This is a genomic window from Methylolobus aquaticus, from assembly GCF_054172105.1.
Map to the genome: position 1 here is coordinate 21,538 of NZ_JBSYXP010000020.1, position 13,288 is coordinate 34,825.

A 13,288-nucleotide genomic window follows, 5' to 3' on the forward strand; every position below is an offset into this window, starting at 1 on the left:
ACGTCGAAAACCGGATCAACGCCCCCGGGCGCCGCGGCGAAAAGTCCACCATTTGACGACTTCCAGCGCCGGCACGATCGAGAAGGCCGCCGCTGCGATCACGGCCCACTGGAGGCCCGTTAGCGAACCGGTGCCGAACAAAACCTGCAAGGGCGTCACATAAATCAGCGCCAGCAGCAGTGCCAGTTCCCACAGGATCGCCATGTTCAGCCACGTGTTGGTGAATGTGCGCTTGAAGATCGAACGATCGTAGGAGCGGTAACTGAAGGCCTTGAAGAATTCGGTCAGCACCAGGGCCGCGAAAACGATCGTCATCGCCATTTCGGTGGAATGTTCGGGCTGCTGCAAGGCCCAGAAGAACAGCCCCAGGTTCACGACCATGGACCACAGTCCGCCCGCGAGCATCAGCATGACGACCGGCCGCGTGAAGATACCGGCCAGCGGATCACGCGGCTTGCGGGTCATCAGCGCCGCGTCATTCGGATCCAGCGCCAGGGCCAGCGCAGGCAGCCCGTCGGTCGCGAGATTGACGTACAGAATCTGCACGGCGCTGAGCGGCATCGGAAGACCGAGCAGTGCGGCGCACGCCACCAGCCCGATCTCCCCGATGTTGGCCGCCAGCAGATACATCAGGTACTTTCGAATGTTGTTGAAGATGCCGCGGCCTTCCTCGACCGCCGCGACGATGGACGCGAAATTGTCGTCGGTCAGGATCATGGCCGCCGCCTCGCGGCTGACATCGGTACCCGTGATGCCCATCGCGATCCCGATATCGGCACGCTTCAGCGCCGGGGCGTCGTTGACTCCGTCGCCGGTCATCGCCACGACCTGGCCGTTCCGCTGCAGCGCCTCGACCACGCGCAACTTGTGTTTTGGGGAGACACGCGCGTAAACGTCGGCCTCGCCCACCGCGTGCAGCAACTCCGCATCGTCCATCGCATCGAGTTCGCGGCCGGTCACCAAACGCCCCTGTTTCAGGATGCCGACCTCGCGGGCAACGGCACGCGCCGTCGAAGGATGGTCGCCGGTGATCATGACGACCTTGATCCCGGCCTGCTCACACATCGCGACCGCCGCCTCCGATTCCGAACGGGGGGGATCGATCATCCCGACCAGCCCGAGCAAGGTCATCCCGTGTTCGGCATCGGCGATGGTCGTATCGGTCTTTTGCGCTACCGCCAGCACGCGCAAGGCCTGGTCGGCCAGTTCGTGGGCCTGCTCCAGGATCAGGCTCCGCTGCTCCTCGTCGAGAGGCCGTTCGCCGTCGCTGGTCAATTGCCGGGTGCACGCGGCCAGGACCACTTCGGCGGCCCCTTTCGAGTAGGCGATGGTCGCGTTATCGCCAGCGCGGTGCAGCGTCGTCATCCGTTTGGTTTCGGAAGAAAAAGGGATTTCATCGAGGCGCGGCGCGAGCCGCTCGAGTTCCTTCTTTTTCAGACCGATCTTCGCCGCCGCGACCACCAGCGCACCTTCGGTCGGATCGCCCTTGATCCCGGCACGGCCCGACGCGGAAGTCACCAGTTCAGCATCGCAACACAAAGCCGCGGCCTGCAGCACCGCGTGTTCGAGCGCGCTCGGCGCGACGCTCTCGCCCTTGAAGAGAGTGCGGCCGAAGGGTTCGTAGCCGGTCCCCGACAGCGTGACCTGTCGCTCCGCGGTCACCACTTTGCGCACCGTCATCTCGTCGCGCGTCAGCGTGCCCGTCTTGTCCGAGCAGATCACCGAAGTGCAGCCGAGCGTCTCGACGGCGGGCAGGCGGCGAATCAGCGCATTACGCGCTGCCATGCGGCGCGCACCGATCGCCAGTGAGACGGTCACGACCGCGGGCAGCGCTTCCGGCACAACGGCGACGGCCAGCGCAAAACCGAAGATCAGCATCTCGATCAGCGACTCGCCCCGGAGCACGCCCTGCGCGCAGATCACCACGACGATGGCCAGTGCGAACAAGGCCAGCAGGCGGCCGACCCGGTCTAGATTCTGCTGTAATGGCGTCTTGCGGACCTTGGCCTGCCCGAGCATGCGGACGACCTGGCCAAACTCGGTGTCCATGCCGGTCGCGACCACCACACCCAATCCCTTGCCGTGGGTCACCGACGTCCCGGAGAACGCCAGATTACAACGCTCCCCTATGGCAGCGCCCTCGGCCAGAACACGTTCGGGATGCTTCCCAACCGGCGTGGACTCCCCGGTCAGCGCGGCCTCGTCGGCTTGCAGGCTGCGGGTCTCGACGAGGCGGAGGTCCGCGGGCACCCGATTGCCGGTCGCCAGCCGTACCATGTCACCGGGCACCAGCAGGCTGGCGGCGATCACCGCCTCGGTACCGTCGCGGATGACGGTAGCCGTCGGGGCTGTCAGCTCGCGTAGCGCGGCGACCGCGTGCTCGGCCCGGTATTCCTGAAAGAAACCGAGCAGCACCGAGAAGAGCACGATCACACCGATGACGACGGCTTCGGTGTCGTGGCCGAGAAAGGCGGAAATACCGATCGCGAGTAGCAGGATCAGCGTCAAAACATTCGCAAACTGCGACAGCAACAGCCGCAGCACCGAGACCCGCCGCTGCTCCACGAATTCATTGAAGCCGTGCGCTGAGAGACGCGCCTGCGCCAGCTCGGCCGACAGGCCCCGCGGATCCGCATCGAGTTTCGCGAAGGTCTGCGCCACGGTCAGCGCATGCCAGGGTCCGTCGGCATCGTGACTGTCGGCCGGACGGGCCACGTTCACGACATCGGAATGTCCTTCGCGGGAATCGCTATCGTCGGCAAGATAAGGTTGCGGCGTCGCACCTTTGTCGCCGGGAACCCGGCGGCGACGCTTGCGGTCCCGCTTGCCTCTTTTGTGCTGCATCTGGAACGATCTTTGGATTGGGTAGCGGCAAGCCACGGCGGCGCGATCGAATGCGCCACAGGCAGCGCAGGAATGACCCGAACGGCGCCGCCGCCACGCGCGGGACCTAGGCGTCGAGCTTCCGCTTCAACAACTCGTTCAACTGCTGCGGATTCGCCTTGCCCTGTGTGGCCTTCATGGCCTGACCCACGAAAAAGCCGAACAGCTTGTCCTTGCCGGCACGATACTGCGCGAGTTGCCCGGGATTGTCGGCCATGATGCGATCGATGATCGCCTCGATCGCCGACGAGTCGGTGATCTGGCGGAGACCCTCCCGTTCGATAATTGCGTCGGCCGTGGCACCTTCCTGCCACATCGTTTCGAAGACCTGCTTCGCCAGCTTGCCTGAAATGGTGTCATCCGCAATCCGCTGCAGCAAGCCCGCCAGCCTGTCCGCATCGACCCGGCTGGCGGTGATCTCCAGATTCGCCTCGTTCAATGCGGCCGAGAGATCGCCCATGACCCAGTTGGCGCAAAGTTTCGCGTCGCAGCCCGCGGACCGGACGACGCCCTCGTAGAAATCCGCAAGTTCGCGCGTCGCCGTGAGTACCTCCGCATCATAATCGCTGAGACCATACTCGCTGCGGAACCGCTGCTGCTTAGCATCGGGTAGCTCCGGCAGCGTCGCGCTCACCTCATCGATCAGCGCAGCGCCGATTTCGAGGGGTAGCAGGTCGGGGTCGGGGAAGTAGCGGTAGTCGTTCGCCTCTTCCTTGCTCCGCATCGACCGTGTTTCGTCCTTGACCGAATCGTAGAGCCGGGTTTCCTGAACCACGGCGCCGCCGCCTTCGATCAATTCGATCTGCCGCTCGACCTCGAAATTGATCGCGCGTTCGACGAAACGGAACGAATTCAGGTTCTTGATCTCGGCACGGGTGCCGAAGCGGCTGTCACCCTTCCGTCGGACCGAGACATTCGCATCGCAGCGGAACGAACCCTCCTGCATGTTGCCGTCGCAGATCTCCAGATAGCGAACCAGCGCGTGCAACTTCTTCATGTACGCGACAGCCTCCTTGGCTGACCTCAGGTCGGGCTCCGAGACGATTTCGAGCAAGGGCGTACCTGCGCGGTTCAGATCGATGCCGGTCGAACCGTGGAAATCCTCGTGCAGCGACTTCCCGGCATCCTCCTCGAGATGTGCGCGGGTGATACCGATCGTCTTCAGGGCGCCATCCACCGTGATGGTCATCTGACCGGTCGCCACGACCGGCAGATCGTACTGACTGATCTGATAGCCTTTCGGCAGATCCGGGTAGAAATAATTCTTGCGCGCGAAGACCGACATCGGCGCGATCCTGGCCCCGATTGCAAGCCCGAACTTGATTGCCATGCGGACGGCTTCCCGGTTCAGCACTGGCAACACCCCTGGCAAACCGAGATCGATCGCACAGGCCTGGGTATTCGGCTCGGCTCCGTAGGCCGTCGCAGCGCCGGAGAAGATTTTCGATCGGGTCGCCAGCTGGGCATGGACTTCCAGGCCGATCACTGTTTCCCATTCCATAACGCGCATTACCCTGACTGAAGTTGTGGCGGTGATCGGCGGAGCGAGGGTGCTTCCCTCACGCCACCGACGACGATGATCATGGCGGCCGCCGGCGTCTCGGGGACTCGGCGACGGGGCGGAATGCCGGACGGGACGGCCGTCAGGCGCATCCTTCAGGGGCCCGCGTCTGCCAGTCGGTCACCTGTTGGTAACGGTGCGCGACGTTCAGCAGCCGGGCCTCGTCGAAGTAGTTGCCGATCAACTGCATGCCCACCGGTAACTGGCCGGAGAATCCGACGGGAACGGACATGCCGGGCAGCCCGGCCAAGTTGACGGCGATGGTGTAGATGTCGGACAGATACATCGCGATCGGGTCGGCTGTCTTCTCGCCGAACTTGAACGCGACCGATGGGGCCGTGGGTCCGACGATCACATCGACCTGCTCGAACGCCTTGCGGAAATCTTCGCTGATCAGGCGGCGGATTTTCTGCGCCTTCAGATAGTAGGCATCGTAATACCCGGCCGACAGCGCATAGGTGCCGATCAGAATGCGGCGCTTGACCTCGGCCCCGAAACCTTCGCCCCGCGAGCGGCAGTACAAGTCGTGCAGATCCTTGGGCGCCTCGCAGCGGTAGCCGAAGCGCACGCCATCGTAGCGGGCCAGATTGGACGAACATTCGGCCGGCGCGACCACGTAATAGGCAGGCACCGACAGGCCCATGTTCGGCAGCGAAATTTCGTGCACCGTGGCGCCGAGCTTGCGCAGTTCGTCGATCGCCTGCTGGAGCACGGTTGCGATCTCGCCGTCGAGCCCCTCCCCGAAGAACTCCTTCGGCAGGCCGATCCGCAGACCTTCCACACTTCCGCCGAGGGCTGCCCGGTAGTCCGGTACCGGACGGTCGACGCTCGTCGAATCGCGCTCGTCGAAACCGGCCATGACCTGTAGCATCAGCGCGCAATCCTCGGCCGTGCGCGCCATCGGCCCACCCTGGTCGAGACTCGACGCGAACGCGATCATCCCCCAGCGGGACACGCGGCCGTAGGTCGGCTTGATCCCGGTAATGCCGCAGAACGAGGCGGGCTGCCTGATCGACCCGCCAGTGTCGGTGCCGGTCGCACCCGGCGTCAGGCGCGCGGCGACCGCCGCGGCGGATCCACCCGACGATCCGCCCGGCACGCAGCCGGTATCCCAGGGATTGCGCACCGGTCCGTAAAAGCTGGTTTCGTTCGACGAACCCATCGCGAACTCGTCCATGTTCAACTTGCCGAGCATGACCGCACCAGCCTGCTTGAAGCGCTCGACGACAGTCGCATCGTAAGGTGCAACGAAGGAATCCAGCATGCGGGAACCGCAGCTCGTGCGCACGCCCTGCGTGCAGAAGATATCCTTCTGAGAAATCGGTATGCCGGTCAGCGGGCCGGCATTGCCGGCAGCGAGCCGGGCGTCGGCAGCCCGCGCCTCGGCCAGCGCCTGTTCCGCGGTCACCGTCACATAGCAATTGAGCCCAGGGTCGAGCTGTCCGATCCTCTGCAGGAAGACCTGGGTCAATTCGAGGCTGCTGAAACGGCCGGCACGAAGTCCTTCGGCCAGTTGCGCGATGGTTGAGTTATGCATGTCCGGAGACTTTAGAGTTAACGCGAAGCGTCGGGCCCGGTGGCACGTGCGAAACGCCGTTTCGTCACGCCGGGACCGAAGGGCGGACGGCAGGTCATTCGATGACTTTCGGCACCAGATAGAGCCCGGCCTCGACGGCGGGCGCCTGCTGCTGGAACCGCTCCCGCTGGTCGGACTCGACCACCTCGTCCGGGCGCAGTCGCTGCGACTGATCCAGGGGATGGGCGAGCGGCATGGCGCCGCCCGTGTCGACAGCGTTCATCTGTTCGACGAAGTCCAGGATGCCCGACAGATCCCTGGCATAATCCGCGACGCGATCCTCATCGATCGACAGCCTCGCCAACCAGGCAATTCGCTTTACAGCTTCGGAATCCAGCGACATGAATGCACCCCGTTACATGGAGTGCGATATCATAACCGATCTGTCGCCCACCGCTTAAACCGCTTTCCGGCTCGACCGGGTTAATGTCACGGAGCACCATGTTCAAACGGCTGAGAGGCTTTTTCTCCAACGACTTGTCGATCGACCTGGGCACGGCGAACACGCTGATCTACGTTAGAGGCCAGGGCATCGTCGTCAACGAGCCTTCGGTCGTCGCGATCCGCGAGGATCGGGCACGCGGGTCGAAGTCGATCGCGGCGGTCGGCGCTGCCGCCAAGTTGATGCTGGGCCGCACACCCGAAAACATCACCGCAATCCGGCCGCTGAAAGACGGCGTAATCGCCGATTTCACCGTCACCGAAAAAATGTTGCAGTACTTCATCAGCAAAGTGCACAGCAACAAATATCGCCTGTTCCGCCCCAGTCCGCGCGTGCTGATTTCGGTACCCTGCGGTTCGACCCAGGTCGAGCGGCGCGCCATCAAGGAGTCCGCTGCCGGCGCCGGCGCGCGCGAGGTCTATCTGATCGACGAGCCGATGGCAGCCGCCATCGGTGCCGGACTCCCGGTTCACGAAGCGCGCGGATCGATGGTGCTCGACATCGGCGGCGGCACCTCCGAAGTCGCGGTGTTGTCACTGAATGGTATCGTTTATTCGGCTTCGGTCCGCACCGGCGGGGACCGGCTGGACGAGTCGATCGTCAGCTACGTGCGCCGCAACTACGGAATCATGATCGGCGAGGCCACGGCCGAACGCATCAAGCAGGAAATCGGCACGGCCTATCCCTCCAGCGAAGTCCGCGAGATCGAAGTGAAGGGACGAAACCTCGCCGAAGGCGTTCCGCGCAGCTTCGTGCTGAACAGCAATGAGATCCTCGAGGCGATACAGGAACCGCTGTCCGGTATCGTCGGCGCGGTCAAGGCCGCTTTCGAACAGACGCCACCCGAGCTCGGCTCCGACGTCGCCGAACGCGGCATCGTACTGACCGGCGGCGGCGCACTGCTGACCGACCTCGACCGACTGATCGCCGAGGAAACCGGTTTGCCGGTCATGATCGCCGACGATCCGCTGACCTGTGTTGCCCGTGGCGGCGGGCGCGTGCTGGAACTGCTGGACGAAAAGGGGCCAGGCGCGTTCTCGCTGGAGTGACGCGATCCATTCGACGCCACGACGGCACACGGCCACCGCGCTGAGGGGAGCGTCCGCCATCAAACCCATTTTCAGACGAAATACCTCGCTGCACCTGCGGGCGCTGGTGCTCGTGTTGGCTGCCTGCGTGCTGCTGGTCGCCGAGCGCAAGGGCCTGGCCGTTCCATTCCGGTCCGCGCTGACCTCGCTCGTCTACCCCGTGCAGCAAGCGGTCAGCGTCCCGACCCGCCTCGTCAGCTCGGCGCGAGAGGCGTTTTCCAGCTATGCCGGCCTGTTCGCCGAAAATCAGCGACTCCGCGAGGAACAGCTGATCCTCAAGACGCGGCTGATGAAGTTCGCAACACTTGAACAGGAGAACATCCGGCTGCGCGGGCTGCTCGAGACATCCTTCAAGGTCGGCGAACAGATGCAGATCGCCGAAGTGCTATCGGTCAACCTGTTCCCATTCGAGCAGGTACTGGTCGTCAACAAGGGTGCGCGTTTCGGCGCCCACGTCAGCCAGCCGGTGTTCGGCGCGACCGGCGTCGTGGGGCAGATCGTACGGGTCAGCCCCGTCAGCGCAGAGGTACTGCTGATCACCGACAGCAATCACGGCATCCCGGTCCAGGTCAATCGCAACGGACTGCGCACCGTGGCAGTCGGCACGGGTCAACTCGACCAACTCGCACTGCCCTACCTTAGCGGCAGCGCGGACATCCAGCCTGGCGACCTTCTCGTCACATCGGGCATGGGCGGCATTTTCCCACCCGGCTATCCCGTGGCGACCGTCACCGATGTCGCGGCGCAGGGCAGCCCGTTTGCGAAGGTGGTCGCAACGCCGGTGGCGCGACTGGACCGGCTCCGCGAGGTACTGCTGGTCTGGAGCAAAGCGGACCCGGTGCCACGGGTACCCGAGCCGCCGAGCGCCGCCCTGGGCGGGGCAACGCATACCGAGGCCTCCGCCGCGAACAGCCATGACACGCGCACGCGGTAGCCTGGGCATCCGGTGGCTTGCCGCAGTCAGCCTGCTCCTTGCGATGATGTTGCGGATCCTGCCGCTCCCGCCCAGCCTGGCAACCTTCAACCCTGACTGGGTGCTCTTGTTCCTGATTTCGTGGGTGCTGTCGACCCCGGCCCACATCGGTCTGGCAACCGCCTGGATCGTCGGCCTGTTTACCGATGCGCTGACGGCACGGACGCTCGGACAGCATGCACTTGCCTACACCGCGGTGATCTACGTGTGCCAGCGGATCCAGCCGCGGCTGCGGTTCTATCCGCTCGTCCAACAGAGCCTGCTGGTCGCGCTGCTACTCAGCGTCAGTCGTTTCCTGGTCTTCTGGACCCAGAACGGCAGGGGTCCGGAGATCACCGACAACGCTTACTGGCTACCGATCGTCAGCGGACTGCTGGCGTGGCCGCTGGTACAGAACTCGCTTGATCTGCTGCGCCGCCGTTTCGGCGCTCACTGAGCAGGCCTCCGAAACATGCGCGGCGGACGCCGGTCGACGGCGATCAGCGACGGACTGCGAACCCGGCACACGCCGTTCGATAGCCGTATGTTCCTGTCCCGCATCGCGTTGTGCGTGATCGGCATGCTGCTGGCGACCGGCCTGTTGGTCGCCCGCCTCGTCTACCTTCAAATCGTCGGGCAGGAGCATTACGCGACACTGTCCCGAGACAACCGCATCCGGATCTCCCCGCTACCCCCGAACCGGGGCGTGATCTTCGATCGGAACGGTGAGGTGCTGGCCGACAACATCCCGACTTACAGCCTCGAAGTCGTGCCGCTGCGGGCTGGCGATCTCAAGCGCATCATTGCCGAGCTGACCGAACTGCTCGGACTGACCGAGGACGAGTTGCAGCGTTTCAACTCGACCCTGCGCCGCTCCAAACCCTACGACCGCATTCCCCTGCGACTGCAGCTCAGCGAAGAAGAAATCGCTCGTTTCGCCGTACGGATGCCGCGCTTCCCGGGCGTGGAGGTACGAGCGCACCGGGTCCGAACCTATCCCTACGGCAACCTGACCTCGCATGTGGTCGGCTACGTCGGGCGGATCAGTCAGGCCGAGATGGACCTGCTCGACCGCTCGGCTTACAGCGGCACCTTGCACATCGGCAAGAGCGGCGTCGAAAAGAGCTACGAGACACTGCTGCACGGCAGCGCCGGCTACGAGGAAATCGAAACCGACGTGACCGGGCGGCCGCTGCGTTCGCTGGGCTCGGTCGCACCGCTGTCCGGCAACGACCTGACCCTGTCGCTGGACATCAAGCTGCAAAAGGTTGCCTACGATGCTCTCGGCGAGCACTCCGGCGCAGTCGTGGCACTGGAACCGGCCACCGGCCGCATCCTCGCGATGGCCAGCAAGCCCGCCTTCGACCCGACACCCTTCGTCAATGGCATCTCGCGCAAGGCCTACGAACTGCTGCAGCAGGACCCCGAGCGGCCGCTATACGATCGGGCGCTGCGCGGCCTGTATCCGCCGGGCTCGACCGTCAAACCCTTCGTCGCGATGGCGGGACTGGAGGCGGCCAAACTCAATCCGGCCAAGCGGGTGTCCTGCCCGGGCTGGTATTCGCTGCCCGGCTCGTCGCACCGGTATCGCGATTCCTTTCGGCGGGGGCATGGCGCCGTCGATCTCCGCTATGCGGTCACTTCATCCTGCGACGTCTATTTCTACAAGCTGGCCGTGTACATCGGCATCGACAAGCTGCACGACTACATGGAGCGCTTCGGCTTCGGCCAGAAGACCGGGATCGACCTGGACGGCGAAATGCGGGGACTGTTCCCCTCCCGCGAATGGAAGCGGCGGGTGCGCAAATCCGACTGGTCGCTCGGCGAAACGGTCATCTCCGGCATCGGGCAAGGCTATGTGCAGGCCACACCCCTGCAACTTGCCCGCGCGGCCGCCATCATGGCGAATCGCGGAGGGGTGGTGACACCGCGCCTGGTCGATACGGCGCGCGCCGGCGGCAAAACGCGCGACCCGCATGCCGACGACCCTCGCCCGCCCCCGATCGAGGCCGACCCCAAGCATTGGAAGCTGATCGTCGATGCGATGGTCGATGTCGTGCACAGCGGCCGTGGCACGGCTTCGCGCATCGGTGGCGGGCTGCCGTTCCGGATCGCGGCCAAGACCGGCACCGCGCAAGTGTTTTCGGTCGGCCAGAGACAGAACTACCGGACCATGAAGGTGAAAAAGAAGCTGCGCGACCATGCGCTGTTCATCGCCTTCGCGCCGGCCCAGGAGCCGAAGATTGCCGTCGCCGTGGTTGCCGAGAATTCCGGCTTCGGGGGGAAGGTTGCGGCACCGATCGCGCGCGCGCTGATCACCAACTACCTCCAGGTACCGCCATGAAGTTCGACAATAGCGTGCTGAACGTGAAACTGGCAGCAGCGCGCCCCAATCCCTGGACGAACCGCCTGCACCTGGACCTGCCCCTGCTCGGTGGACTGATCGCCCTGATGGGCCTGGCCTTCGTGATCCTGTATTCGGCCTCGGGCCAGGATCTCGACGTGCTGTTGCGCCAGGGCGGTCGACTACTCCTCGCACTGGCGATCATGCTGGCCCTGGCGCAAATCCATCCGGATCACATCAAGGCGGCCAGCCCCCTGCTGTTCGGCCTCGGCGTCCTGCTGCTGGGCGCGGTGCTGGTAATCGGCGACATCGGCAAGGGCGCGCAGCGCTGGCTCGACCTCGGCGTATTCCGGTTCCAGCCGTCGGAACTGATGAAGCTCGCAACGCCGATGATGCTGGCCTGGTATCTGTCGGAAGCCGGGCTCCCGCCTCGCTGGCCGACGGTGTTGATCGCCGGACTGTTGATCGTCGTACCGGCCGCGCTGATCGCGAAACAGCCGGACCTCGGCACCGCGATGCTCGTCGCGGTGGCCGGCAGCGTAGCGCTGTTCCTCGGCGGCATCGGTTGGGCCTATCTGCTGGCACTGGCCATCGCGCTCGGGGCGACGCTGCCCATCGGCTGGTTCATGTTGCACGACTATCAGCGCGACCGGGTGTTGACGTTTTTGAACCCGGAGGCGGACCCGTTGGGACGCGGCTACCACATCATCCAGTCGAAGATTGCGATTGGCTCCGGCGGCATTTACGGCAAGGGCTGGCTGCACGGCACACAGGGCCAACTGGAGTTCCTGCCGGAACGCTCGACCGACTTCATTTTCGCGATCCTGGCCGAGGAGTTCGGTCTGGTCGGGTGCGTCGCCCTGCTGGCCGTTTACCTGTTCATACTGGGACGCTGCCTGCATATCGTGACCCAGGCCCAGGATACCTTTTGCCGGCTGCTCAGCGGCGCGCTGACCGTCACGTTCTTCGTCTACGTGTTCGTCAACATCGGCATGGTCATCGGCATCCTGCCGGTCGTCGGCGTACCGCTGCCACTGGTCAGCTACGGTGGCACCTCGATGGTGACGCTGATGGCAGCGTTCGGCATCCTGATGTCCATCCAGACCCACCGGCGGCTGTTTCCGGTCTGACCCCAAGGCGGCGCACCGCCAACCTCGTCGCCGGCCACCGCAATACCTTCGTGCGGCATCCCTCTGCGACCCGAAAGCGCGGCAACGCGCCGGCACCCGGCCACGCGTGCTAACATAGGATTCTTTTGCACAATCCGTACCTTGACATGGCAAGAGCAGTTCCTTCCCTTGCGCGTTGGCTCCTGATCGGCGTAGCGCTGTGGTTAACGGTCGCGTCGACGAACGCGGCCGAGAATCCTCTCCCGATTCCGTCCCCGCCCGAACCGCCCGCCAAGGCGTACCTGCTGATGGATGCGAACAGCGGCCGCGTGCTCGCCGAGCGCAATGCCGACGACCGGCTCGAACCGGCCAGCCTGACGAAGATCATGACGGCCTACGTCGTGTTCGAAGAAGTCAAGAAAGGGCATGTCAAGCTCGATGACCTGGTCACAGTCAGCGAGAAGGCCTGGAAAACCGAGGGCTCGCGCATGTTCGCCAAGGTCGGCGCGCAGATCTCGGTCGAGAACCTCCTGAAGGGCATGATCGTGCAGTCGGGCAACGATGCCAGCGTGGCGCTGGCCGAGCATGTCAGTGGCGACGAAGCGGTCTTCGCGCAGATGATGAACCAGCATGCCGAGCGCCTCGGCATGAAGAACACCCACTACAAGAACAGCATGGGACTCCCCGATCCGGAGCACTACGCCACGGCGCGTGATCTGGCGCTACTGTCGGCCGCGCTGATCCGGGATTTCCCCAATTTCTATGAATGGCATTCGATCAAGGAATTCGAGTTCAACGGCATCAAGCAGCCGAACCGCAACCGCCTGCTGTTCACCGACCCCACCGTCGACGGCGTCAAGACCGGCCACACCAAGGGCGCCGGCTACTGTCTGGTGGCCTCGGCGCTGCGGGACAACATGCGCCTGATTTCGGTGGTGCTGGGAACGGCCAGCGACAAGGCTCGGGCCGATGCGAACCGCGCGCTGCTCGACTACGGCTATCGCTTCTTTGAAACAAAGCCCGTGTATAAGGGCGGTGAGGCACTGGCTCAGGCGCGAATCTACAAGGGCGAGACAAAGGAGCTGCCGATCGGCCTCGCACAGGACTTCTACGTGACGTTCCCACGCGGCCAGTTCAATGCCGTCAAGTCCAGCCTGGATATCGCCGGTTTGTTCGTCGCGCCAATCAAGCAGGGCGACGCCGCGGGCATGGCCAAGGCGACCTTGAACGACCAGATCGTGGCCGAACGTCCGCTGGTCGCGCTGCAGACGGTCGAGACCGGTGGGCTCTTCCGCCGGATGGCCGACTCGGTCGCGCTGTGGTTCAAATAGGC

10 protein-coding genes are annotated in these 13,288 nt (G+C 64.4%); 6 read left to right on the forward strand and 4 right to left on the reverse strand.

Annotation, left to right across the window (positions count from 1 at the left end; translation table 11 throughout):
* Positions 1-15 precede the first annotated feature (15 nt).
* The 4 genes from ACW73L_RS19860 to gatC form a co-directional block, all read right to left on the reverse strand.
* A complete protein-coding gene (locus tag ACW73L_RS19860; protein ID WP_498924316.1) occupies positions 16-2,844 on the reverse strand; it encodes a cation-translocating P-type ATPase in 2,829 nt (942 codons plus the stop codon).
* A 106-nt stretch (positions 2,845-2,950) separates the two neighbouring features.
* Positions 2,951-4,384, reverse strand: a complete 1,434-nt coding sequence (gene gatB / locus ACW73L_RS19865; protein WP_498924317.1) for an Asp-tRNA(Asn)/Glu-tRNA(Gln) amidotransferase subunit GatB — start codon at positions 4,382-4,384, stop codon at positions 2,951-2,953.
* Between the two features lie 142 nt (positions 4,385-4,526).
* Positions 4,527-5,981, reverse strand: a complete 1,455-nt coding sequence (gene gatA / locus ACW73L_RS19870) for an Asp-tRNA(Asn)/Glu-tRNA(Gln) amidotransferase subunit GatA (protein WP_498924318.1) — start codon at positions 5,979-5,981, stop codon at positions 4,527-4,529.
* Between the two features lie 94 nt (positions 5,982-6,075).
* Entirely contained in the window at positions 6,076-6,363 is a 288-nt protein-coding gene (gene gatC / locus ACW73L_RS19875) for an Asp-tRNA(Asn)/Glu-tRNA(Gln) amidotransferase subunit GatC (protein ID WP_498924319.1), read from the reverse strand.
* A 98-nt stretch (positions 6,364-6,461) separates the two neighbouring features.
* On the opposite strand from gatC, the gene ACW73L_RS19880 reads away from it, so the two are divergent.
* The 6 genes from ACW73L_RS19880 (at position 6,462) to ACW73L_RS19905 (ending at position 13,286) form a co-directional block, all read left to right on the forward strand.
* A complete protein-coding gene (locus tag ACW73L_RS19880) occupies positions 6,462-7,511 on the forward strand; it encodes a rod shape-determining protein (protein ID WP_129883329.1) in 1,050 nt (349 codons plus the stop codon).
* 67 nt (positions 7,512-7,578) lie between these two features.
* Positions 7,579-8,484 carry a rod shape-determining protein MreC gene (gene mreC, locus ACW73L_RS19885; RefSeq protein WP_498924355.1) on the forward strand — a complete coding sequence of 302 codons (906 nt, stop codon included), beginning with the start codon at positions 7,579-7,581 and terminating at the stop codon, positions 8,482-8,484.
* Positions 8,465-8,959, forward strand: a complete 495-nt coding sequence (gene mreD, locus ACW73L_RS19890; RefSeq protein WP_498924320.1) for a rod shape-determining protein MreD — start codon at positions 8,465-8,467, stop codon at positions 8,957-8,959. Before mreC ends, mreD begins: the two co-directional genes overlap by 20 nt.
* 15 nt (positions 8,960-8,974) lie before the next feature.
* The gene (gene mrdA / locus ACW73L_RS19895) at positions 8,975-10,846 is read left to right on the forward strand and encodes a penicillin-binding protein 2 (RefSeq protein WP_129883327.1); all 1,872 of its coding nucleotides are present in this window, start codon (positions 8,975-8,977) and stop codon (positions 10,844-10,846) included.
* The gene (rodA, locus tag ACW73L_RS19900) at positions 10,843-11,976 is read left to right on the forward strand and encodes a rod shape-determining protein RodA (protein WP_498924321.1); all 1,134 of its coding nucleotides are present in this window, start codon (positions 10,843-10,845) and stop codon (positions 11,974-11,976) included. Before mrdA ends, rodA begins: the two co-directional genes overlap by 4 nt.
* Positions 11,977-12,122: 146 nt before the next feature.
* Positions 12,123-13,286, forward strand: a complete 1,164-nt coding sequence (locus ACW73L_RS19905; protein WP_498924322.1) for a D-alanyl-D-alanine carboxypeptidase family protein — start codon at positions 12,123-12,125, stop codon at positions 13,284-13,286.
* The last annotated feature ends 2 nt before the right edge of the window (positions 13,287-13,288 follow it).

Bases quoted from the DNA above. Each gene is read 5' to 3' on its own strand.
- ACW73L_RS19860 (WP_498924316.1), bottom strand. From the start codon at position 2,844: ATGCAGCACAAAAGAGGCAAGCGGGACCGCAAGCGTCGCCGCCGGGTT.
- gatB (WP_498924317.1), bottom strand. From the start codon at position 4,384: ATGGAATGGGAAACAGTGATCGGCCTGGAAGTCCATGCCCAGCTGGCG.
- gatA (WP_498924318.1), bottom strand. From the start codon at position 5,981: ATGCATAACTCAACCATCGCGCAACTGGCCGAAGGACTTCGTGCCGGC.
- gatC (WP_498924319.1), bottom strand. From the start codon at position 6,363: ATGTCGCTGGATTCCGAAGCTGTAAAGCGAATTGCCTGGTTGGCGAGG.
- ACW73L_RS19880 (WP_129883329.1), top strand. From the start codon at position 6,462: ATGTTCAAACGGCTGAGAGGCTTTTTCTCCAACGACTTGTCGATCGAC.
- mreD (WP_498924320.1), top strand. From the start codon at position 8,465: ATGACACGCGCACGCGGTAGCCTGGGCATCCGGTGGCTTGCCGCAGTC.
- mrdA (WP_129883327.1), top strand. From the start codon at position 8,975: ATGCGCGGCGGACGCCGGTCGACGGCGATCAGCGACGGACTGCGAACC.
- rodA (WP_498924321.1), top strand. From the start codon at position 10,843: ATGAAGTTCGACAATAGCGTGCTGAACGTGAAACTGGCAGCAGCGCGC.
- ACW73L_RS19905 (WP_498924322.1), top strand. From the start codon at position 12,123: ATGGCAAGAGCAGTTCCTTCCCTTGCGCGTTGGCTCCTGATCGGCGTA.